Source organism: Streptomyces sp. ML-6 (genome assembly GCF_030116705.1).
Lineage (GTDB): Bacteria > Actinomycetota > Actinomycetes > Streptomycetales > Streptomycetaceae > Streptomyces.
Map to the genome: position 1 here is coordinate 972500 of NZ_JAOTIK010000002.1, position 22426 is coordinate 994925.

17 protein-coding genes and 1 pseudogene are annotated in these 22426 nt (G+C 70.1%); 6 read left to right on the top strand and 12 right to left on the bottom strand.

Features of this window, described 5'->3' with window-relative positions; genetic code table 11:
• The first annotated feature begins 26 nt into the window (after positions 1–26).
• Positions 27–1130 carry a M23 family peptidase gene (locus tag OCT49_RS38010; RefSeq protein WP_283856731.1) on the top strand — a complete coding sequence of 368 codons (1104 nt, stop codon included), beginning with the start codon at positions 27–29 and terminating at the stop codon, positions 1128–1130.
• Positions 1131–1335: 205 nt separating this feature from the next.
• Here the strand turns inward: OCT49_RS38010 and OCT49_RS38015 are convergent, their stop codons facing one another.
• On the bottom strand, positions 1336–3072 hold the full coding sequence (locus OCT49_RS38015) for a SulP family inorganic anion transporter (RefSeq protein ID WP_283856732.1): 1737 nt from the start codon (positions 3070–3072) through the stop codon (positions 1336–1338).
• 194 nt (positions 3073–3266) lie between these two features.
• Positions 3267–3593, bottom strand: a pseudogene (locus OCT49_RS38020) (ArsR/SmtB family transcription factor); the annotation flags it as partial.
• A gap of 162 nt (positions 3594–3755) precedes the next feature.
• On the opposite strand from OCT49_RS38020, the gene OCT49_RS38025 reads away from it, so the two are divergent.
• Positions 3756–4115, top strand: coding sequence for a zinc ribbon domain-containing protein YjdM (locus tag OCT49_RS38025; RefSeq protein ID WP_283856733.1), 360 nt, complete (start codon positions 3756–3758; stop codon positions 4113–4115).
• A 199-nt stretch (positions 4116–4314) separates the two neighbouring features.
• Here the strand turns inward: OCT49_RS38025 and OCT49_RS38030 are convergent, their stop codons facing one another.
• Together OCT49_RS38030 and OCT49_RS38035 are read right to left on the bottom strand one after the other, a co-directional pair.
• A complete protein-coding gene (locus OCT49_RS38030) occupies positions 4315–6372 on the bottom strand; it encodes a phosphocholine-specific phospholipase C (RefSeq protein WP_283856734.1) in 2058 nt (685 codons plus the stop codon).
• 361 nt (positions 6373–6733) lie between these two features.
• Entirely contained in the window at positions 6734–8122 is a 1389-nt protein-coding gene (locus OCT49_RS38035) for a GH1 family beta-glucosidase (RefSeq protein ID WP_283856735.1), read from the bottom strand.
• 61 nt (positions 8123–8183) lie between these two features.
• On the opposite strand from OCT49_RS38035, the gene OCT49_RS38040 reads away from it, so the two are divergent.
• Both OCT49_RS38040 and OCT49_RS38045 read left to right on the top strand, forming a co-directional pair.
• A complete protein-coding gene (locus OCT49_RS38040) occupies positions 8184–8819 on the top strand; it encodes a TetR/AcrR family transcriptional regulator (protein ID WP_283856736.1) in 636 nt (211 codons plus the stop codon).
• Between the two features lie 103 nt (positions 8820–8922).
• On the top strand, positions 8923–9588 hold the full coding sequence (locus OCT49_RS38045; protein WP_283856737.1) for a nitroreductase: 666 nt from the start codon (positions 8923–8925) through the stop codon (positions 9586–9588).
• A gap of 93 nt (positions 9589–9681) precedes the next feature.
• On the opposite strand, the gene OCT49_RS38050 is transcribed toward OCT49_RS38045, so the two are convergent.
• The 3 genes from OCT49_RS38050 to OCT49_RS38060 all read right to left on the bottom strand — a co-directional run bounded on the left by OCT49_RS38050 (position 9682) and on the right by OCT49_RS38060 (position 15405).
• Entirely contained in the window at positions 9682–10944 is a 1263-nt protein-coding gene (locus tag OCT49_RS38050; RefSeq protein WP_283856738.1) for an MFS transporter, read from the bottom strand.
• Positions 10941–13001, bottom strand: coding sequence for an alpha-galactosidase (locus tag OCT49_RS38055; protein ID WP_283856739.1), 2061 nt, complete (start codon positions 12999–13001; stop codon positions 10941–10943). The genes OCT49_RS38050 and OCT49_RS38055 overlap by 4 nt, the downstream gene beginning before the upstream one ends.
• A gap of 337 nt (positions 13002–13338) precedes the next feature.
• The gene (locus OCT49_RS38060; RefSeq protein ID WP_283856740.1) at positions 13339–15405 is read right to left on the bottom strand and encodes a discoidin domain-containing protein; all 2067 of its coding nucleotides are present in this window, start codon (positions 15403–15405) and stop codon (positions 13339–13341) included.
• A 697-nt stretch (positions 15406–16102) separates the two neighbouring features.
• Between OCT49_RS38060 and OCT49_RS38065 the strand changes: the two genes are divergently transcribed.
• Positions 16103–17137: a hypothetical protein gene (locus OCT49_RS38065; RefSeq protein ID WP_283856741.1), complete on the top strand. Its 1035-nt coding sequence runs from the start codon at positions 16103–16105 to the stop codon at positions 17135–17137.
• Between the two features lie 198 nt (positions 17138–17335).
• On the opposite strand, the gene OCT49_RS38070 is transcribed toward OCT49_RS38065, so the two are convergent.
• The 4 genes from OCT49_RS38070 to OCT49_RS38085 all read right to left on the bottom strand — a co-directional run bounded on the left by OCT49_RS38070 (position 17336) and on the right by OCT49_RS38085 (position 20872).
• Positions 17336–17875 (bottom strand): hypothetical protein, encoded by a 540-nt coding sequence (locus tag OCT49_RS38070; RefSeq protein ID WP_283856742.1) that lies wholly within the window; start codon positions 17873–17875, stop codon positions 17336–17338.
• A gap of 671 nt (positions 17876–18546) precedes the next feature.
• On the bottom strand, positions 18547–18789 hold the full coding sequence (locus tag OCT49_RS38075) for a hypothetical protein (protein WP_283856743.1): 243 nt from the start codon (positions 18787–18789) through the stop codon (positions 18547–18549).
• A 726-nt stretch (positions 18790–19515) separates the two neighbouring features.
• A complete protein-coding gene (locus OCT49_RS38080; RefSeq protein WP_283856781.1) occupies positions 19516–20049 on the bottom strand; it encodes an HMG-box domain-containing protein in 534 nt (177 codons plus the stop codon).
• A gap of 196 nt (positions 20050–20245) precedes the next feature.
• Entirely contained in the window at positions 20246–20872 is a 627-nt protein-coding gene (locus OCT49_RS38085) for a class I SAM-dependent methyltransferase (RefSeq protein WP_283856744.1), read from the bottom strand.
• Positions 20873–21111: 239 nt separating this feature from the next.
• Here OCT49_RS38085 and OCT49_RS38090 point away from each other — a divergent pair, with 239 nt between their 5' ends.
• The gene (locus OCT49_RS38090) at positions 21112–21252 is read left to right on the top strand and encodes a hypothetical protein (protein WP_283856745.1); all 141 of its coding nucleotides are present in this window, start codon (positions 21112–21114) and stop codon (positions 21250–21252) included.
• Positions 21253–21559: 307 nt separating this feature from the next.
• Here OCT49_RS38090 and OCT49_RS38095 read toward each other — a convergent pair whose 3' ends face one another.
• Positions 21560–22297, bottom strand: a complete 738-nt coding sequence (locus OCT49_RS38095; protein WP_283856746.1) for a VOC family protein — start codon at positions 22295–22297, stop codon at positions 21560–21562.
• Positions 22298–22426 lie beyond the last annotated feature (129 nt).

A 22426-nucleotide genomic window follows, 5' to 3' on the forward strand; every position in this document is an offset into this window, starting at 1 on the left:
CCCCCGCACAGAAAGGGACACCACCCGTGCTCTCCAGAACCGCCGTGAGAACCGCCCTCGCCGCCCTCGCCGTCACCGGGCTGCTCGTCGCCGCCCCCTCGGCGACGGCGACCTCCCGGGACTCGTCCGCGACGCCGTCCGCGACCCCGGCGACCACCGCCCAGTCGCCGTCCGCCGGGGTCACCGTGAAGATGCCGTCCGCGGTCGCCGACCGCCTCGGCACCGGCCGCCGGGCCCTGGTGGACGCCGTCTCCGCCGACGTCCTCTCCCGGTCCCACGACGCCAAGGGCCTCACCCCGAAGGCAGCCGTCGACAAGCTCGCCGACGAGGGCCGCAAGGTGGTCGTCGACGTCCGCACCGTCTCGCGCGACTGGGCCCGGGGCGTCGCCTACGTCGAGGCGCCGCGCACCCGGCACGGCGAGCCGGAGGGCTGGCTCTACATCGCCCACCGCAAGGACGGGCGGTGGGTCTCCGGCCTTGAGGGCGACCGCGAATTCGCCGACCACGTGGCGAAGTCCCCCCTGGTCGGCACAGCGGAACGGCAGACCATGACGGCATACGCGCAGCGCAGGGCGACGCCGCAGGAGCAGAGGCCGTCGGTGGGGACCCTGGCCAACACCAACGGGCTGCTGCTGCCCTGGATGCCCGACTACTACATGACCCTGACCGGCGGCGCGCACTCCCACACCGGCTCGACCGGCTACTGGAGCAGCCTCGACTTCGCCGGTGGCAACGCCAGTGGCCGGGTCCGCTCGTCCCGCGAGGGAACGGCGACCTCGATGTGCGGCGCCGGGGGCGGCTGGACCAGGGTGATCCACCCGGGCGGTTTCTCGACGGACTACTACCACATGTGGAACACCACCTACTACAACGGGACGTCGATCGCCCGCAGTGCCCTGCTCGGCAACATCGGCACCGACACCTGCGCCGGCGGTTCCGCGACCGGAGCCCACGTGCACTGGAGCCTGCGCACGTACGACGCCAACTACAACGGCCAGTACACCTGGCTGAACGGCCGCACCATCGGCGGCTGGGCCTGGTGGAACGGTTCCAGCCAGTACACCGGCTGCGCCACCCGCCTCGGCGTCACCGCCTGCCCCGGCACGGCGATCTACAACCGCGTCAGCTGACACCGCCCCCGTCCCCGCCCCTGCGCCTTCGCACCCGGTCCCACCCCCGGGTGCGAAGGCGCGCGGCCACCGCACCGGCGGGCCCGCACGGCCGCCACGGCGCCGGAAACCTCGACCAACTGGTGCGGGACGTACGGAACATGCGGGATTTACAGGATGTACGGAACGTGCGGGGCGGGGTTCCCGGGGCGGTCCGTGCGGTCGGTCATCGAGCGGGTTCCTCGTGCGCGGCGGTCCCGGTGGGGCCCGGCTTCCGGGAGGGGTCCGGGGGCAGGACCCCTGCGCGCTCCAGATGGCTCCGGGCACCGGCGATGGCCTCGGGGGTGGTGGCGTACTCGCGGCCCTCGTGACGCAACAGGGCGAGCGCGCCGACGGAGTCGAGGACCTGGCGCTGGCCCGGCCGTATTCCGGAGGCCATGACAACGATCCCGCGCCGGTTCAGCTTCTCGATCGCGTCCTTGAGGACGAGCGCACCGGTCGCGTCCATCGTCATCACCCGGGACATGCGCAGGATGACGACGCGGACGTCGGCGACCTCGGTCAGTTCGAGCAGGAAGCGGTGGGCGCCCGCGAAGAACAGCGGCCCGTCCATGCGGTAGGCGACGATGTGCTCGGCCAGCAGCGCGTGCTCCTCCGCGCTGTGCTCGCCCCGATCGAGCGGCACCTGGTCCGTGCGGGACTGCCTGGCGATGGCGCGCAGGGCGAGGGCACCGGCCACGACGAGCCCGATGACGACCGCGTAGACGAGATCGAGGCAGACCGTCGCCACCGCGGTGAGGATCAGGATCAGGGCGTCGGAACGGGTGGCCTTCACCATGGCGCGCAGCGAGCCGGCCTCGACCATCCGGATCGCGGTCGCGATCAGCACGCCGGCCAGCGCCGCGAGCGGGATCCTCGACACCAGCGGGGCGGCGGCGAACACGATGACCGCGAGGACCACGGCATGGGTGAGGGAGGCCAGGCGCGAGGAGGCACCGGTGCGCACGTTGACGGCGGTGCGGGCGATGGCGCCGGTCGCGGGTACGCCGCCGAACAACGGGGCGGCGATGTTGGCCAGGCCCTGTCCGAACAGCTCCCGGTCCGGATCGTGCTTCTGCCCCACCGTCATGCCGTCGGCGACGGACGCGGACAGCAACGACTCCAGCGCGGCCAGCGCCGCCACCGCGACGGCGGGTGCGAGCAGCGAACCGAGCGCCCCGGGATCGAGGAAGGCCAGGGAGGGCGAGGGCAGCCCCGCGGGCAGGTCCCCGATGGGCTCGGCCGCGTCCAGGTGGAAGACCTGTGCCACGACGGTGGCGGCGATCACCGCGACGATCGAGACGGGGACCGTCGGGCGCAGCCGTGCGCCGACGAGCATCATCGCGGCGACCGCGAGGGCGAAGGCGACCGCCGTCCAGTTCGGTGCCTTCACGAACTCCTCCACGGCCCGCCAGGTGACCACGAGGACTTTGTCGCCCTCCGGCTTGGCCACCCCGAACGCGTTCGGGACCTGCTGCAGTCCGATCACGCAGGCGATGCCGAGCGTGAAGCCCTCGACCACCGGTGCGGGCACGTACCGCATGTACTTGCCCGCGCGCAGCACCGCGAGCGCCACCAGCATGAAACCGGCCATGAGGCCGACGGTCAGGACGCCGCCGGGGCCGTACTGGGCGACGATCGGCACCAGGACGACGGTCATCGCGCCGGTCGGCCCGGACACCTGCAGATTCGATCCGCCGAAGACGGCCGCCAGGGCTCCCGCCACGACCGCTGTCGCCAGGCCCGCCTCCGCGCCGAGCCCGGAGGTGACACCGAAGCCGAGCGCGAGCGGCAGCGCCACGATCGCCACCGTCAGACCGGCGAGCAGGTTGTGACGCGGATCACGGCCCATCTGCGCCAGATCGGCGCGGGTGGGCAGGAGGGAACGCACGGAACTCAGGGCCCGGCCCATCACGGAACTCATGAGGTCGTGACCTCCGCGGCCTGATACCGCTGGGCCCGGTCCTCCGCAGCCTGATACCGCTCGGTCGGGTCCTCCGCGCTCCGATACGGCTCGGCCCGGTCCTGCTCGGTCGGGCCCTGCTCGGCCGGGCCCTCCGAGGTCCGGCCCCGCTGGGCCCGGTCCTCCGTGGCCCGGTACGGCTCGGCCCGGCCCTGCTCGGCCTCGCGCAGTTCGGCAAGGAGTTCGTTCTGCCCGGCGAGCATCTCGGTCAGGATCCGCCGGGCGGCCCGCATGAGGTCGGCCACATCGCCCCCGGCCAGGGCGTACACCACCGTGGAGCCCTCGCGCCGCGAGGCCACGATCCCGGAGCGGCGCAACACCGCCAGCTGCTGGGACAGCGCGGACGGTTCCACCTCGATCCGGGCCAGCAGGTCCCGTACCGGGGTCGGCCCTTCCTGGAGCAGTTCGAGCACTCGTATGCGTACGGGATGGCCGAGCATCCGGAAGAATTCGGCCTTGGCCTGATACAGCGGAACCGACACGGAATCCTCTCCTGGACCAGCGCCCGCGAGGGCGCGCGCACGACGGGCGGCCGCGTCTCCGTGCGAGCGACACCGGGTGGGGAAGCAGGGGCGCGGCCATCTTCAGATTCTAACGACTTGCGAAATTTCGCAATTCAGCTAGTCGATTCATAGACTACGGCCGTGAGCGAAAATCTTCCCCCCTGCCCCGAGTGCGCGAGCGTCTACACCTACGAGATGGGTGCCCTCCTGGTCTGCCCCGAGTGCGGGCACGAATGGTCCCCGGCATCCGCCGGTGCCGTGTCCGCCGACACCGGCGCGCACGTCATCAAGGACGCGGTCGGCAATGTCCTCGCCGACGGCGACACCGTGACCGTCATCAAGGCCCTCAAGGTCAAGGGGCACCCCACCGGCATCAAGGCCGGCACCAAGGTCCGGGGCATCCGCCTCATCGAGGACGGCGTCGCCGGTCACGACATCGACTGCAGGATCGACGGCTTCGGCGCGATGCAGCTCAAGTCCAGCGTGGTCAAGAAGGCCTGATCGCGGGCCGGACGGTTCCGAGGCATGGCGAAGCTCCCGGTGGGCGCGCACGACAGGAGTCGTGCGCGCCCACCGGGAGCTTCGCCATGCCTCCGGTTCGCCGCCGAACCGGCCGGCTGGCACCGCCGTCCCGGCCGGGGCGGTTCCGGAGGCTCGTGAGCGGTACGGAAGGCGCTTCGGGCCCGGCCCGTCGCCCTCATCACACGGTCGCGATGCCCGGGTCGCTCGTGCCGGCCTGCCCGTTCTCGACGTGCCCGGCCAGTCGCCGCAGGTATCCGGCGTTGCCCTCGACGACGACCGTCAGGTCGTACCAGCGCTTGGTGGCGCGCAGGTCGATGTTCTGCTCGAGGGCGGCACCGGCGCGGACCGTGCAGGTCAGGGGTTCGCCCCCGTAGGCGTTGGTCACGGTGAGGCGCGCGGCGGCGGCCGACGGGTTGGTCAGGACGAGCCGCAGGCCGCCGGTGACGCCGTCGTGGCGTGCCGTCACCTCCGGCTCGGCGGCCTTGTTGTCGCCCCGGAAGGCGCGCAAGAAGCCGTTCGGGCCGTGCACCACGAGGTCGTAACCACCGCCGGAGTAGACCGAGTTCCAGCTGTCGGAGACCGGTTTGCCGGCCGCCGCCGTGTACGTCCACGGGCCGTCGGTGCGCTTCTGTGAGCGCACCTGGAAGGCGGCCCCCGCCCGGTCTCCCGCACCGAACGTCAGCCTGTACTTGCCGGTCGAGAGGTCCGCGGCCCCGTCGACGTAGGGTTCGTACGGGAGCGGGCGGCTCGGCCGTGCCCCCGCCTCCTGGCGGGGCAGGGCGCCCCGGGCGGGCGGCTTCGGGACGTAGCTGTTGTGGCGGTCGCGGTCCGGCGGTGCGTAGCCCGCGGTGTCCGGCAGGTCCGCCGGGTCCGTGACCCGGAGGGAGAAGTCGAAGGCGGACGTCAGATCGCCGCAGATTGCGCGCCGCCACGGCGAGATGTTGGTCTCCGCCACCCCGAACCGCTTCTCCATGAAGCGCAGGATCGAGGTGTGGTCGAAGGTCTCCGAGCAGACGTACCCGCCGGTGGACCACGGGGAGACGACGATCATCGGGACGCGCTGCCCGAGGCCGTAGGGACCGGCGGCGTACCCGATGCTGCCCTTGTGGTGGTCGAGCGTGGTGTCGACGGTGGACAGGCCCTGGCTCGCGGAGGCCGGCGGGTAGGGCGGCACGACGTGGTCGAAGTAGCCGTCGTTCTCGTCGTAGGTGATGAACAGGGCGGTCCTGCTCCACACGTCGGGGTTCGAGGTGAGCGCGTCGAGTACGTGCGAGATGTACCAGGCCCCGTAGTTCGCCGGCCAGTTGGGGTGCTCGGAGAACGCTTCGGGGGCGGCGATCCAGGAGATCCGCGGCAGCTTCCCGGCCTTGACGTCGGCCTCGAGGATGTCGAAGTACCCGTCTCCCGCCTTGGCGTTCGTGCCGGTGCGGGCCTTCTCGTACAGGGGGTCGCCGGGCTCGGCGTTGCGGTAGTTGTTGAAGTACAGCAGGGAGTTGTCGCCGTAGTTGCCGCGGTACGCGTCGTTGATCCAGCCCCAGCCGCCGGCCGCGTCGAGGCCGTCGCCGATGTCCTGGTACACCTTCCAGGAGACGCCCGCCCTCTCCAGCCGTTCGGCGTACGTCGTCCAGCCGTAGCCCGCCTCCTGGTTGCCGAGGACCGGGCCGCCGCCGGTGCCGTCGTTGCCGACGTGGCCGGAGAGCATGTAGTAGCGGTTCGGGTCGGTCGCGCCGATGAACGAGCAGTGGTAGCTGTCGCAGACGGTGAACCTGTCGGCGAGGGCGTAGTGGAACGGGATGTCGTCGCGCGTCAGGTACGCCATGGTGCCGGTCCCCTTGGCCGGTATCCAGTTGTCGTACGTGCCGTTGTTGAACGCGCTGTGACCACCGGCCCAGTCGTGGTCGAGGCCCGCGATGAACTGCATGCCCAGGTTGGCGGCGTCCGGGTGGTACGGCAGGGTCTCCTTGCCGCCGCCCGTCTGGTGCCAGACCGGTTTGCCGCTGGGGAGCGTCACCGGGCGGGGGTCACCGAAGCCCCGGACGCCCTTCATCGACCCGAAGTAGTGGTCGAAGGAGCGGTTCTCCTGCATGAGGACGACGATGTGCTCGATGTCCTGGACGGTTCCGCTGCGGCGCGCCGCGGGGATGGCGGCGGCACGTTCGATGGAGCCGGAGAGGGCGGCGAACCCCGTGGCGGCTCCGGCGATCCGGAGGAAGCGACGCCGATCGATCCCGGTCATGAGTGGGGTCCTCCTGTTGCCTCGGTGATGTCCGTCCACGAAGAAGAGGGGCAACGGGAGTATTCAAGAGGACCCCGAATGGGGGAAGGCGGGCAGAGGTGACGGTCGCGCAAAATGTGGGCGCCCGGTGTGCAGGCGCTGTGCACAACATGCGTAGGGGCATGTGCGCGGGCGTGCACCAGGCATGCGCGGGGCATGCGTACGCGCGTGCATGTGTGCGGGCATGCGTGCAGGTACGACGGGCACGGTCCCGGAGCGGCCAGGTGTTGTGACCAGGTGCTCCGGAACCGTACGGACGGAGTGTCAGGTCGCCGCGTCGCCCTCGCCGGTGGGGGAGGCGGCGCAGACGTCGGTGTCCGTGTCACCGGGCGCCGCCGGCCGTGCGGAGCGGTGCGGCCGACGGGCGGTGGGCGGCTCGGCCGCGCTGGGCGCGGATGAGGTCGCGGTACCAGGCGAAGGACGCCTTCGGGGTGCGGACCTGGGTCTCGTGGTCGACGTGGACGAGCCCGAAGCGCTGGTGGAAGCCCTCGGCCCACTCGAAGTTGTCCATCAGGGTCCAGGTGAAGTAGCCGCGCACGTCCACGCCCTGGGCCACGGCGGCGTCGACGGCCCGGATGTGGCCGTCCAGGTAGTCGATGCGGTCGAGGTCGGGAACGGTGCCGTCCGCGGTGACGACGTCCTCGGCCGAGCAGCCGTTCTCGGTGATGTGGACCGGCGGGAGCGCCGGGTAGCGCTCCTTGAGGCCGACGAGCAGTTCCCGCAGTCCGTCGGGGACGACGGGCCAGCCGAAGGCGGTGCGGCGGTAGCCCTCGATGGGGGCCTCCTCGAACGGCAGCCCCTCGGACGTCGGAGCCTGGATCCGGGTCGGGTTGTAGTAGTTGATGCCGAGCGCGTCCAAAGGGGCCGAGATCAGTTCGAGGTCGCCGTCCCGGACGGAGCCGCCGAGGGTGGCGTCCGCTCCGAAGGCCGCCAGGTCGGGGTAGGCGCCCATGAGGACCGGGTCGTTGAACAGGCGGTTGTGCAGGTTGTCGTAGGCCTGCGCGGCGGCCAGGTCGGCGGGGGCGTCCGAGGCGGGCCGGACCGGGGTGCAGTTGTTGGCGATCATCACCTGGAGGCCGCGTGCCCGCAGTTCTTCCGACGCCAGCCCGTGGCCGAGCAGTTGGTGGTGGGCGACCGGCAGGCAGTCCAGGAACAGGGCGCGGCCCGGCGCGTGGGTGCCGAGGCCGTAACCCCAGACCATGTGGATGAACGGCTCGTTGAGCGTGATCCACTTCCGGACGCGGTCGCCCAGCCTGTCGGCCGTGACGGCGGCGTACTCGGCGAAGCGGTGCGCGGTGTCGCGGTTCAGCCAGCCGCCGTCGTCCTCGAGGCCCTGCGGGAGGTCCCAGTGGAACAGGGTCGGGACGGGTTCGATACCGCGCGCGAGCAGGCCGTCGACCAACCGGTCGTAGAAGTCCAGGCCTTGGGGGTTGACCTCGCCCTTGCCGGTCGGCCGGATCCGGGGCCAGGCGATGGAGAACCGGTAGCCGGTGAGGCCCACCTCGGCCATCAGCGCGAGGTCCTCCTCGTACCGGTGGTAATGGTCGCAGGCCACGTCACCGGTGTGCCCGTCGCGGACCGCACCGGGGCGGGCGGTGAAGGTGTCCCATACCGATGGTCCGCGGCCGTCCTCCTCGGTGGCGCCCTCGATCTGGTACGACGCCGTCGAGGCGCCCCAGATGAAGTCCGCAGGCAGATGGTCCAGTGTCACACCCAACCTCCTGAAACATGAGTGGTGCTCATGTTAATCCGTCCGGTGGGATGATGGAAGCGTGAATCAAGATCGCACCGCAGGGACGCTGCGTCGGCTGCCGGTCCAGAAGCGCAGCGTCGAGCGCTTCGAACGGTTGCTGGACGCCTGTGCCGAACTCCTGGACGAGGTCGGCCATGCCGCGCTGACGACCAAGGAGGTGGCACGCAGGGCCGAGGTGCCCATCGGCACCCTCTACCAGTTCTTCTCCGACAAGGAGGGACTGATCGGCGCGCTCGCCGCCCGCAATCTGGAGACCTTCCTGGAGCGGGTCGCGGCCCGGCTGGAGCACGAGAAGCCCGAGGACGTCTCGGGCCTGGTGGACGCGACCGTCGACGAGTTCGTCACCATGCGCCGGACCATCACCGGTTTCGGCGTGGTCGACTTCGGCGCGGTGGGGCAGGACCACACCCTGGAACCGGTCCTGGACAACAACACCGCGGTCGCCGAACGGCTGCGCGCGCTGACCGCCACCCTGACCGGGGTCCAGGGCGGCGCCGACCTCGAGATCACCGTCCGGGTGGCCCTGGAGTGCGCGGACAGCGTGCTGCAACTGGCCTTCCGCACCGATCCGCAGGGCGACTCCCAGCTGATCGCCGAGTGCAAACGGGTCCTCAACGGCTATCTGAACGGCCGGATCCGGCCCGCCGGCAACTGACCGGGACCGTCCTGGCGTTCACGGGCGGAGCCGGGTCGGATGAGAACCGCACCAGCTGATCCGTCATCGAGTGGGGAACGAGCGAGCGGGAGGGCGAGAAGTCGTGGACGTGTACGAAGCCGTGGACAGCCGCCGGGCGGTACGGGCGTTCAGCGATGAGCCCGTGCCCAGGGAGACTCTCGAACGAGTGCTGGCCGCGGCCACGCGGGCTCCGTCCAGCGGGAACCTCCAGCCGTGGCACGTGTACGTCGTGACCGGCGAACCCCTGGCCGGGCTGAAGGAGCGTGCGACGGCGAGGGCACTGGCCGGGGACCCGGGTGACGAGCGGCAGTACCCGATGTACCCGGCCGACCTGGCCTCGCCGTACCTGGACCGCTTCTCCGCCGCGGCCGCCCAGCGCTACGCGGCGCTGGGAATCGAGCGCGACGACCCCGAGCGGCCCAAGAGGATCGCCGCCCTGAACACGGAGGCGTTCGGGGCGCCGGTCGTCCTGTTCTGCTACCTCGACCGCGCGATGGGCCCCGGACAGTGGGGAGACGCGGGGATGTACCTGCAGACGGTCATGCTGCTGCTGCGGGCGGAAGGGCTGCACAGCTGCCCCCAGGTGATGTGGACGATGTACCGCAGGACTGTATCCGAGACGGTCGGAGCCGATGACGGACTCGCGCTGTTCTGCGGCGTCGCGGTCGGATTCGAGAAGGCGGGCGTTCCCCGGCTGCGCACCGGGCGGGTGGACATGATGGAAACGGTGAGCTTCATCGGATCCTGACCGCCGGGCTGCCGGGGCCGCAGGACGGACGTCGACGGGCGTCAGCAGACGTCAACCGGACGTCAACGGACGTCAACCGGACGTCAACGGGCGTCAACGAACTCCCTCGATCTTCCAGACCAGTGTCGCCCCCAGTGCGGACATGGCCGCGGAGCAGAGGAAGAGCGAGCGGTAGCCCCCCGGGCTGCCGAGCACCACCGCGGCGATCGGGGGAACCAGGACGTAGGGCAGGGAAGTCATCAGGTTGGCCAGGGCCATGTCCTTGCCGCGGTCCGCCGAGGCCGGGAGCACCTCGGTGACCAGGGCCGTGTCGACGGCCAGGTACACGCCGTAGCCCAGGCCCATGACGGCGGCCGCGACCAGCGTCATGGGCCACGTGGGCGACAGCGCGAGCGGGATCGCGGCGACGGCCATCGTGACGCCGCCGAGGAAGACCAGCATGCGGCGCCTGCCCAGCCTGTCGGACAGCCAGCCGCTGAGAACCACCGTCGAGATCGTGGCCAGGGAGTTGACGCCGATCACGATGAGCAGGCCGTCCTCGGTGGACCGGCCGGGGAACAACTGCTCGTAGTGCAGGACGTCGTCCAGGAAGTACGGCATGTAGAGCGTGCCCAGGCCGTAACCCAGCCCCATGATGAACCGGGAACTCATCGCCCGGACGAAGCCGGGGTGTTCGCGCGGGCTGATCCGGTAGCCGTCCAGGAAGGCGCGCAGCGAGAACGGTTCGCGGTGCCGGAGGGGAAGCGGCGGGTCCTTCATGACGGTCGCGAACAGCAGTATCAGCAGCGGCAGAGCGGCCATCAGCAGATACTGCGCGGGGAAGCCCGTGACCAGCCCGAGCAGCAGCCCGCCCGCGATCATGCTGCCGGCCTGCGGGACCATGGCCCAGCCCAGCACCACACCGCGCTGCCCGACCGGGACCCGGTCGGGCACCACCGGGGAGAGCCCGGCGCCGATGACCATGAAGGAGGCGGACAGCACGAGGGAGCCGAGCGCGACCCCCACCACCGTCGTCTGGACGCCGAGGCATACCAGCGCCGTCATGCAGATCAGCGAGCCCGCGATCAGCCACGGCCGACGGCGGCCGAACCGGCTGGTGGTGCGGTCGCTGAGCGCGCCGGCCAGCGGCGCGATGACGATTCCCGAGATCGCGCCCATCATGCTGACCCATGCGTAACTGCCGACCTTCCCCGCCGGGTCGATCAGGGCGATCTGCTCGGGCATCAGGAACGTGGTCGGTGCCTGCATCGGGATGAACATCCCGACATTGGCCAGGACGTACAGGGCGACCCAGCCGGAGCCGACCCTGCGGGTCGGCTCGGCGAGGGCCTCGGGCCGTTCGGAGGCGAGAGTCATCGGGGCACTCTCCTGAGGTGGACCAGCTCGCTCGTCCAGTCGAAGGGCAGCAGCGGCGGGAGACCGTGGCAGAGCAGGACGGCGCCCTCGTGCACGGTGCCGGTGTCCTCGTCCCGGTAACGGGCGTCGGGGTCGAGGCCCTTCAGACGGGTACGGGCGGTCGTACGGGTCAGCGCGGACGGCTGGAACCGCAAGACGACGACCTCGTCCTCGGTGAGGTACTGCACGGCGTGGTGCTCCAGGCGGTACTGGACGCCGCCGTGCACCACGGGCCGGATCCGTTTGTACTGCTCGACCAGCATCCGGGACCACGCGAGATCCTCCTCGCTCCACTTCCGCAGGTCGCCGCCGATGCCCATCGCCCCGGCCATCGAGACGTGGAAGCGGTACCGGATCGAGGTCGGGCGGGCACTGAAGCCGTTCGGGCTGTCGGTGACCCAGGCGCCCATGGTCCGGGCGGGCAGCAGCTGGCTGTACCCGTGCTGGATCGCGACCCGGTCGGCGGCGTCGGTGTTGTCGGACGTCCAGACCTGGTCCGCGCGGGCCAGTACGCCCAGGTCGGCCCGGCCGCCGCCGCCCGCGCACGACTCCAGGTACAGGCCGGGGCACGCGGCGCGCAGCCGGTCCATCACCTCGTGGACACCTCGCGTGTGCTCGATCCAGACCCGGTCGGGATCGGCCTCCCCGGGCCGCCCCGCCTCGCTGAAGGGCCGGTTCATGTCCCACTTGAGGAAGACGACATCCAGCTCGGTGACGGTCCTGACCAGCCATTCGACCGCCCATTCGCGGACCTCGCGGCGGGCGAAGTCGAGCACGTGCTGGTGGCGGCGCTGCGTGCGGGTACGGCCGTCCTGGCAGAGGATCCAGTCGGGGTGCGCGCGGAACAGGTCGCTGTCGGGGTTGACCGCCTCGGGCTCGACCCACAGGCCGAAGCCCATGCCCAGCGCGCGGACGCGGTCGGCGAGCGGGCCCAGACCGTTCGGGAAGCGGTCGGGGTTGGGCCACCAGTCGCCGAGCCCGGCCGTGTCGCCGGTGCGGGCGCCGAACCAGGCGTCGTCCACGACGAAGACCTCGACGCCGAGAGCCGCGGCCGACTCGGCCAGTTCGGTCTGCTGTTGCTCGGTGATGTCGAACCCGGTCGCCTCCCACGAGTTGAAGATCAACGGGCGCTCGGCAGGGCGGTCGGGCAGCACCTGGTCCTCGACGTAGGCGTGCCAGCGGCGGCTGGTGCCGCCGAAGCCGTCGGGGGCGTAGAGCCCGGTGAAGACGGGGCTCTCCAGACGCTCGCCGGGGAGCAGCTTCCAGACCAGGCCCTCGTGGCCGAAACCGCCCGTCCAGGAGACGCGGCCGTAGGGGTCACGACGCAGGGTGATCCGGCGGCTGCCGCTCCAGGCCAGGGACGCGCTCCAGACCTCGCCGTGCTCCTCGGCGGCGTCATGCGCGTCGAGCATCAGCCAGGGGCCGGCATGCGGTCCCGTGATGCCGAGGCGGCTGGTGAACACGGTCTCCCCGATGGGCACCCGGTCGCGCCGGAGCTGGAACTCCCGGCCCCATTCCCCCACCACGTGGCTGACCCGGTAGTCGTCGCGGGCGGGCAGCGTCCAGGCGGCGGAGTCGAACCGCAGGACGTCCACCGGCTCCTGCGCGGTGAGGACGGCCCGGCGCTCGATCTGGTCGTGGCCGTCCCGGATCCGGTAGTGCAGGTCGAGGCCGAGGGAGCGGACGCGGTCGGTGAAGGAGAGCGTGAGCCGGTCGTCCTCGACCGTGTGCGAGACGAACCGCCACTCGAAGCCGCGGACGCCGTCGGCGAACCGGATGGTCAGCGACGGAGCCCCGAAGCGCAGGCCTCCCTCGACCACGTACTCCTCACTGCCGGGATCGTCACCACCGGGGTCCTCGGCGGGCAGGTCGGCCGCGATCGCGACGGCCTGCTCCGGGGTCAGCGGCCGGCCCCAGTGCACGTGCCGGGGTACGTCGTCGGCGTCCAACCGGAAGGCGTAGGAGGTGCGGGGGGTGCTCAGGAGCCAGAGGCGGGCTTCGGAGTGGTGAGTGATCACGCAGATCCTTAAATGTGAGCTGAAATCATGTTCTGTCCATGTGTGGGGCAAGCGAGCCCGCGACGCCAACCCCCTGACAGGGGCTGCCGAATGCGCTTTGCGCAGCGGGGAAGCCGACGGGGTCCGGAAGGCCGGCCGGGGGCGTCCCGGACCGGGAGAACCGATCCGGGACGTTCCGGCCCCGGGCCCCGGCGCCCCGGCGCCGTCAGTCGCTGCGGGCCCCGTGGTGCCGATGCCGTCAGTCGCTGCGGACGCCGTTGTGTCGGCGCCGTCAGTCGCTGCGGACGCCTTCGTGCCGATGCGGTCAGACGTTGCAGACACCTTCGTACCGGCGCCGTCAGCCGCCGTAGACGCCGACCTCCCGGAGCGAGTAGCCCCACTTGGTGCCGCGCTCCAACCCCTGGACCCGCACGTAACGCGCGCGGGTCGCGTCGAACCGCGCCGTGTCCAGGCCGCCGTCACCGGTGCTCGTGGACCACACCGTCTTCCAGTTCGTGCCGTCCTCCGACAGCTCGACGCGGTACGACTTCGCGTACGCCTCCTCCCAGTCGAGGGTGACGCGCTCGACCGGGGCCGTGGATCCGAGATCGATCCGCAGCCACTGGTCGTTGTTCCACTCGCTGGCCCAGCGGGTGCCCGGGTCGCCGTCCACGGCCCGGCCGGGCGCGTAACTGACGAACGGGTTCCACCACTGCGTCGAGGACGCCGAGACCGTCGCGCCCGAGGCCATGCTCTTCCCGGACCTGTGCTTCTCCGAGTTCCCCCAGGTGCGGAGGTAGGACTCGGCACCCGCGAAGAGGTCGTCCACGACCTCCTGGCCGCCCACGATCCGGATGTCCTCGATCCAGTCCGGGACCATGCCGTAGTGCGCGGCGCCAGTGGTGTTGAAGTCCCACGTGCGCTCGCCGGTGGTCTGCTTGTCGATCACCGATCCGCCGTCCGTGCTGCGGAAGGGGTACTCCACCGGGTTCGGGGTGTCCCCGCCCCGCGGGGCCGGCCAGCCGCCGACACCGTTCATGTCGGTGCCGTAGCCGTAGCCGACCCCGTACTTCTCGCGCAGAGCGTCCGTGCGCCTGGCCTCCGCGCTGAACGCCTCGGAGCCGCTCATGTACTGACCGGCGAACCCGCCGAGCTTGTAGAGCCGCTCGGTCCAGCCCATGTCCATCCAGCTGTGCGAGGAGATGACACCCGGGTACGACTCGGATTCCAGGATGTCCAGGGCCCGGCCCACGCCCTTGACGCTCATGTGGTCGAGCTCCAGCATCATGCCGCGCTTCATCATGCCGCGCACCGCGTACTCACCCAGGTCGGTCAGCCCGCGGGTGTTGCACTGCGCGTCCGAGGCGTACGTGGGGACGGACACGCCCTCCGGGAGCCGCTTCTCCGCCTCCGGCGCCGCCGCGTTGCCGATGGGGTTGTCGTGCTGCGGGCCGCGGCAGGTCTCCGTCTTCCAGAAGGTGCCGGTCGACAGGAACTGACCCACGTTGATGGCCGTACCGAGGGCGCCGGAGTCGAAGCGCACCCCGCACAGGGCGTTGTCGAACTTGTGGCACAGGAACATGCTGCGCACGCCCAGCCCGTACAGCTCGTCCAGGCCGCGGTCGATGTCCTCCTTGCCGCACTGCGCGACGTCCAGGATCTGCTTGCAGCCGAACGGCTCGGAGGTCTCGACCCCCAGGACGACGGCCAGCTTGCCCTGCTCGATGACCTCGCGGGCCTGCTTGCTGTCGGTGACGATCCGGAACCAGCCCTTGCCCGGACCGCCGTACATCTTGTCGACGAAGGCCTGCATGTCGTACGACTTCTGCGCCTCGAGACGGATGGCGCTCATCTCGTCGCAGCCGCGGTCCTTGAAGAAGTAGACGGAGCAGATCACGCCGTTGGTGACCAGGTCGTTGACCAGTACCCGCTGGCCACCGCGCCACGCCCGCTCGATCCAGGCGTAGTAGTTCTGCTGGTGGGTCAGCGAGTCATGGGCGGGCCAGTCCTTGAACGTGGGCCACCCATCGGGGTCGTGCTTGCCGTCGCCGCCCTTGGTGATCATGTCGAAGACGGCGAGCGAGCCGTCGGGGTAGTGCTCGGGGCAGTCCTCGAGGGCGTCGGTGACACCCTGTTCCGAGAACGGCTTGCCGCAGATCAGACGGCCTCCGAAGCCCTCGTTGGACATGATGTGGTCATGGACGTCGGCGAAGCCCCTGACCCGGCCCTGGGCGTCGGTGCCCTTGAAGGGCTCGCCCGTGACGTCGACCTGCGAGTCGGGCGCGGGTCGCGCGACCGGATCCCACCAGCCGGGCTCCGCCGCGGAGCTGGGCATCGGACCGAGCACCAGCGCCATCACGGTGAGGAGCAGCGACACCACCGCGAGGGATCCGAGTCTGTGGCGCAGAAGTTGAACCGTGGTCATCACATGAATCCTTAAATGTGAGTTGGGCTCATGTTCTGCTCATACGTTAGGCATGCGAGCCCGCAGCGCCAACCCCCTGGACAAGGACTGCCGCGGGGAAACGGGTATGAACACGCCGCGAGGGACGGGGTGTTGACCCTCCGGGGACAGGGGCACCGGTGTTTCGGCAGCCCTGGGGGCCCCGGACCGCGAGGCCCGCGCTGCGCCGACGGGGCCCTGAACGAACCTCCTGTCCGAACCCTCGTTTCGCTGCACCTCACCATCGACACGGGGGTCGAGGCCGCTGCCGAACCCGAAGGGTGATCGAAGGAAACGGACCCGGCAGGAGGCACTCCCCATGCCGTCGTTCCTTTTCCCGCGGATCCCCAAGGGGCCCCTCGGGCACTCCCTGGGTACTCCTTGGGCGTCCTTGGCCTGCCGGCGGATTTCCCTCTTGTGGCAGTCCGCCGCCTGGCTGTGGCCCGTCTTGCCGATCGGTCCCGCCGCTTCTGCGTACGGCCGTCGTAGCGGCCGATGTGGGGCGGCGACTGCCGAGCGGGCCGCGACTCTCTGCTCCTGACCCACCGTCAGGAAGGCTAATGCCTCTCCGACCTGGGCCATTACTTCAGGCGTAATCGACCCCTGTCCCGGCGGCAGGCATGTTGTCCCCCACGGGCGGCAACGGGCCGCATCGGGTGGGAACGAGACGAGGTACGGAATGTTCGCGGGTCGACGTGGTGTGGTGGGAGTCGTGGTGGCGGCGGTCGTCGCGGGGGTGACGACCTCAGCGGCGGCGCTGCCGGGCGGTGAGGAGGCCGCCACCCGGGGCGACTGCCCGGAGGTGCGCGCCGAGGTCGAGCGGCTGGAGGGCCGGATCACCCCGAACGCCTGCGCGTTCATGCAGCGCCAGATCGCCTTCGGCGAGCTGCCGACCGGCACCCCGCCTGCCCTTGGGGACCTGAGCCACCCCCGGGTGAAGGCCTATCTCGACATCTTCGACGAGGAGGCCACCCTCTGGGAGGCGGGCAGCGCCCCGCAGCGCGGCCACACCGTGATCGGCACCTCCATCACCGGGTCCCTGCGGCTGGTCCCCGACCTGCGCTACCGGGGCACGGACGTGGTGGCCGACGGCGGCGTCATGATGTTCGGCCAGTGGAACGAGGCCATGCTGAAGGGCCACAAGGTGGCCTACCCGCAGATCGCGCGCAATGTCCTGGGGGACGACGGCAGGACCCTCCAGGCCCGCCGCTACTACGACCGTTACGTCCTGTTCCGGGACACGGTCCCGGAGCTGGTGCCCGAGGGCCTGTTCGACGGGATCGCGGACTCCGGCCCGGCTCCCGCCCGGGGCCCGGAGCCCGAGCGCCTGCGGGCTGCGGAACTCCCGGACCGCCTGGCGGCATGGAACGGGGAGGACGTCGACGCCCTGCTCGCCCGGATGGGCAACGCACGGCTGTCGGGGCCGGGGCCGGCCGCTCCACTGGCGACGGAGTCCGGCAAGCGGGCCTACCTCCAGCGGTTCTTCGGCGCGGCGGACGTCCGCTTCAAGGCCGGTCAGGTCGCCTTCGGCAGGACCACGACCTACGTGGAGTGGCACGGCACGGTTTCCGGGCCGAAGGGCAAGGACATCCCGTTCGGGATCGTGGAGCGCTTCGGCCCGGGCGGCGAGTGGGAGTTGTACTTCGACACCCTCCCGCTGGTCGCCGACCGGGCGGAGATCGACGCGCTCTTCCAGGAGCTGGCCCAGCCGTAGTGGCTGTTGTCCTTCCGGGCTCGAGGGCTGCGTTTCTTCTGTTCGGGCGAGGGGCCGGTGATCTCGGGGAGCGATGGGGTGTCGGGTCATCGAGTTGTCGAGTTGTCGAGTTGTCGCTTTGGCGGAGGGTGAGGCTGCTGTCGGTCGTGGGACTGCTCGAAGAGCGTGAGCCGGCCGCTCGCCGTCGGGTGGACTCGCTCAGGGCCGTCCGTCAGTGTCAGCTGCGTGCTCCTTGAGGAATGCGCCCGCATGGGCTGCGGCCTCCTCCGCGGTCGCGCAGCACGCCCCGTCGTCGGCCGCACCAAATGCTCCGTCGGCGCCCTCGCCCGTCCAGCTCCAGCCGCCGGATGGAGCCTGGACCAGTTCGGCGGTCCCCCCGAAGACTTCAAGGCTGGTCGGGCCCGCTGTCGGAGATACCGGGCGGGTGATGGCGTCGGGCCACTTCTTGCGGGCACCCTGGCGGGTGATGCCCCACACGGCTCCCAACTGCTCGTAACTTGCCCCGTAGGAGCCTGCCGTCGCTGCCGCTTTCGCGGTCAGTCGCTTGACCTCCGCGTCCACCGTCCTCCAAGCGGCAAGGACCGACAGAGCCACCGCTACGGGGTCCGCGTCCCACATGCGGTCCGCGGAAAGCCCGGTCTCGCGGGAGCGAATGGCCGAGGCCAACGGGTTCAAGGCGTCATACAGAGCCTTGTCGAGTTCTACCTGTTCTTCTCGGGTGATCTGAGGCACCATCATGCGACAACTATAGTTTACGACCCCGAGTTCGGCAACTAAAGTTACCGTCTGGTGGTGTGATCACACCACGCTCGGCCTGGATCTGCTGCCGACCGGGCCCTGGCGTCAGACCTCGCCCCCGCCGAAGCCGCCCGCCGAGACTTCCGTTCGGTCAGCACTGTCCGAGATCGGAACTGTCCGAGATTCGAGCTGCCCGAGGTCGGAACGACAACGGCCGCTTGGCATGCGCTGTGCTTTTCGGTCTCGAACGGTTTCACCCACCCGGCCATGTACCGGACATGCGGGCGGGAGAGGGGAGGCGAGCCTGACGGCAACGCTCACTGACGGAAACCACTACAGCAACGGCTACTGCTTCGTCTTCGAACTCCGGGACGAGCTGATCCACCGGGTCCGCGAGTACGTGGACACGGCCCGTGGGCACCGCGTGAGCTTTGGCGAAATCCCCCCGTAGCCATCCCCGGCCCGGCTGTGAACCTGTCAGCCTGACGGGCAGCGGGCACGAGTCGACGCGCCCATCCCGGCGGTCGCGGCACATGATCAGCAGACCACCCACCTCGAAACCCACCACGCTGAGTGGTCAGGGGCAGCCAGATTCCTCCCCACCCACTGGCCGCCCGTGGGGAGTTCCAACTGGCCACTGTCCCCCTGACTACGCGGCCTTGGAGGTATCCCTACGGGCCCGGCAGGGTGCGGGCGCTGGTGAAGACCATGACGTCCCCGACGGAGAGCCGGCCTTCGTACGCGGCGTGGATCGACCACAGCAGCCCGCCGCCCGCAGCGAGCGCCGACAACGTGCCCAGTCCGGCCCGGTCCGACAGCCCGCGCCGGACGACGGCCCGCTTCGCTGCGTCGACGGGGCGCCGCTCGGTGATCATGCGGTCGCGCAGGAAGTCACCGATCCCGAACAGCCGCACCTCTTTGGCCCCCTGAACACTGGAGAGGAGAGTGCCGTAGAAGAAATCGCGCCGTTCGGGGACTCATCCGCCGAACCGCCTCCGCGCGGGCCTGCGCGAGAGACTGATCTCCGCGGCAAGCGCCGGCGCACCGAACAGGACGACGAACACACCGGCTCACGGATCGTTCAGCGCCCACTGCGTGCCCGTGATGAGCCCGGGAATGCCCATCCGGAGACCGGTAATGACCGTGGCGACCGGGCCGGAGCGCGATTGTGGTGACGGGGTGCGAAAGCTCGTCGAGAACGACTGCTGAAACCAGCTCTTGTATGTGTACGTCCCGAGCCCGGGGGTGGCTTGAGTTCTGGTGGCCGTGGGGGGCATGGCTTCATATGGTGTGGTCCTTGGGCCGGAACTCGGCGCAGTCGCACGAACCGCCGTATCCTCACCGGTCGTTGCCGTAGCTGTCGTTGTTCCAGCTGCTGTGCCCGTAATCGTGAAGGCATAGGGTCGGCTCGCCCCGGGAGTGGTCGGGCTGTGAGTGCCCGCACGTAGCGCACAGCGGGTGCAGGACCATCGGGGGCAGGAGGGATAGGGCACTGCACACGGCATGGAACGGAACACGGCCCGGTCCGGCGCGGCACATGGCCCGGCATGGCACAGGGTCCGGCCGGGCACCCGAGTCGTGGGGCACGGTCCTGCTCTGTCAGCCGTTACTGCGGGCGTGCCGCGTGCGGTGCGCCACGCTCACGGTTCGTAGGCGAGATCCGTGCCGCCGCTGGCCTCGATCAGCCAGAACAGCGAACCGCTGCCGAACGGCCAGCCGGTGGTGGCCACCTGGATCCAGCCGCCTCCCGCTTCGTCGGTTCCCGCGTGCCACCACCACCAGCCGCGGTCGCTGCCGGCCCCTTCCCCGGTCGGGTCGAAGCAGTGCAGCCAATCCGAGAGCGACCACGGCCCCTGGCAGGCGGCCCTCTTCTGTTCCGGCGTCATTGTCCGCCACTGCCGCGACCATGCCTCGGTGTCGAAGGATCCATCGGGCTCCGGCTCCGCGGGCTCGGGTGCGCACTGCTGGACGAATCGTTCCGGCAGCAGTGGCTGCCACTGCTCGAATGCGGGCCAGTCGTCTGCCCGCTCGAGCACGCACGCCAGCGCCGCACGCGCATTGGCAATGACCTGGGCGGGGTCCTCGGCGGCAAACCGGACCTGTACGAGAAACGGCCGCTGCCGACCGTCCTCGGCCCCCGGCCCGGACCGAAGACGCCGCAGCTCGCCCTTCATGATCTCCACGGCGAAGAAGTGTGTACCATCACCGGCCTCGCCACACCCCAATAACGCCAGACCACGAGGTGCGGCGGCGGACCCGGTGCCCGTACGGTCCGGCCAGGCCAGGTCCTTCCCGGTCCGCTACCTTGTTCATCGTCCGGAACCCCCTCTGTTTCAGGGGGCGTTGCCTGCCTTCTTCGGCCGGCCGCTGTCATTCCGGAAGACGTCGGGCCCAGAACAGGACGTGGCCGTTGTCGCCTTCGGGAACGAACTCCTCGTGGATCACGTCAAGTCCGGCCCGTACGAGCCATGCGCGGTTCGTTGCGGCGTCGGCGTGACTCCACCACATCGCGGCCCCACCGCCGAGCCAGTTCTCATCGGTCCCGGTCCAGGCACGATGCCCGGTGGTGCCCAGGAACCAGCCGCCGGGCCGCAGCCAGGAGGTGATCCGTTCCAGCAGGGGCGGTTGCTCCTCCACCGGCACATGGATCAGGGCATACATGCAGACGACTGCGTCGAATTTTCCTCGGGGGAACTCCAATTCCGTGGCATCGGCCCGGACGAAGTCGGCACCCGGCACGAGCTCCCGGGCCCTGCGGATCTGGACCTCGCTGATGTCGACACCCGTCACACGGTGCCCCGCCGCCACCAGGGACCGGGCCACGGGAACACCGTTGCCGCAACCGACGTCCAGGACCGTGCCCGTCCCGGGAAGCCGACAGAGCAACTCCTCGATCCACGGCCCGTACTTCGTCTCGCTGCCGAACGCCCGCTCGTAGTGCCCCGAGAGCACGTCGTACCCGCGACGGACCATTTCCTTCGGATCTCCCACGTCCACGCGCGCACGCTACGGCGCGCCTGCCAGGATCGCGACCGCTTATCGCCCAGGTCCGTGGGTGGTTTTCCCTTCTTCGAAGTCCGTCTCTGGGATTCCCCGCTCGATGTCCTGCGCGACAGCTACGCAGGCGGAGAGCCCGCCATCGGTGGCACCCGGTGCGTGTCGGCGGTCTTCGAATGCAACGCATGGTTCAACGCGGTGACCTGCGGTGACCTGCGGGGACCTTTGGTGGCAAGGCCGTGTTCGACGCGGCGATCTTCCAGGGCGACGGCTGGTTCGAGGGGGCGGTCTTCGAGGGCTGCGCCCGGTTCACGGAGGAGACCTTCAATGCCGTCGAGGGCCTGCGCTCGGCCAGGTTCAGGTGCGATCCGGCGACCTGAGGGGGCAGCCTCGGCCCCTCGGCCCTCAGCCTTTGCCTCTCGCCTCTCGGCCCTTGGTTTCGGAAGGTTCTTCGTGACGTGGATGTGGCGGTTCGGTGCCCGGCAGGGCCTGCCGGGAGTGTGGTGGAAGGGGGCTGCAGATGATCGGCATGGGCGGCATCGATGTCTTCCCCGGCCTGGATGCAGGCAGGGGCGAACACCGTGTCATTGCCGTCCTCTTCCCTTGCCTCCAATGGCATGTGCTGATGTCACGTGGTCTTTGCCCCTGCCCCGGAACCGGCCAACCGGCTGGAGACGCTGATGGAGGTCAGCCAGGAGCGAGGAGGCAGAACTCGTTGCCCTCCGGGTCGGTCAGAATTGTCCAGGAGATTGCGGACTGGTCGATACCGGGGTCGGCGGCACCCAAGGCGCGCAGCCGGGCTTCTTCTGCCTCCGGGTCGTCACCGGGGTAGGGGCGGACGTCGAGATGGACGCGGTTCCACACGCTCTTGGTGTCGGGGGTGGGGATGAACTCCAGGTAGGGACCGACGCCCTTGGCGGATCGCATGCTCGCGTGGTCGTCGGTGACCTCGTGCAGCGTCCAGTCCATCGCCTGGCCCCAGAACTGGGCCATCCGCCGTGGGTCGGTGCAATCGACCACCACCGCGGCGATCGGTCCGGTGTCCTGGTAGATCGGGCGGGGCTCCAGGACGCAGAACTCGTTGCCCTCCGGGTCGGCCATGACCGTCCAGGGAACGTCGCCCTGCCCTACGTCGGCGAGGGTCGCGCCGAGATCCTTCAAGCGTGCGACCAATTCCTCCTGGTGGGCGGTCGAGGTGGTGGCCAGATCAAGGTGGACCCGGTTCTTCACCGTTTTGGTTTCCGGGCGGGCGATGAGGTCGATGCAGACGGCCGCGGGGTCGGGGTAGGCGAAACCCACGGGTTCGAGGTTGGTGACGCCGGGGGCCTCGCTGTCGACACCCCAGCCGAGTGCCTCTGCCCAGAACCGGCCGAGCGCGGAGTCGTCCTGGGCCTTCATATTGATCTGCACGAGTCTTGTTGCCATGCCGCAGATCCTAAAGCTGCTGCCGACCCTGGCTGCCGTGGTCAGACGTGTGCTGGCCTTGGCTGAAGTGGTGTGAGCCTTTTGTGGGTGAAGGCGGGAGTCGGCCGCGCTTGCCGGTGTCTGGCTGGT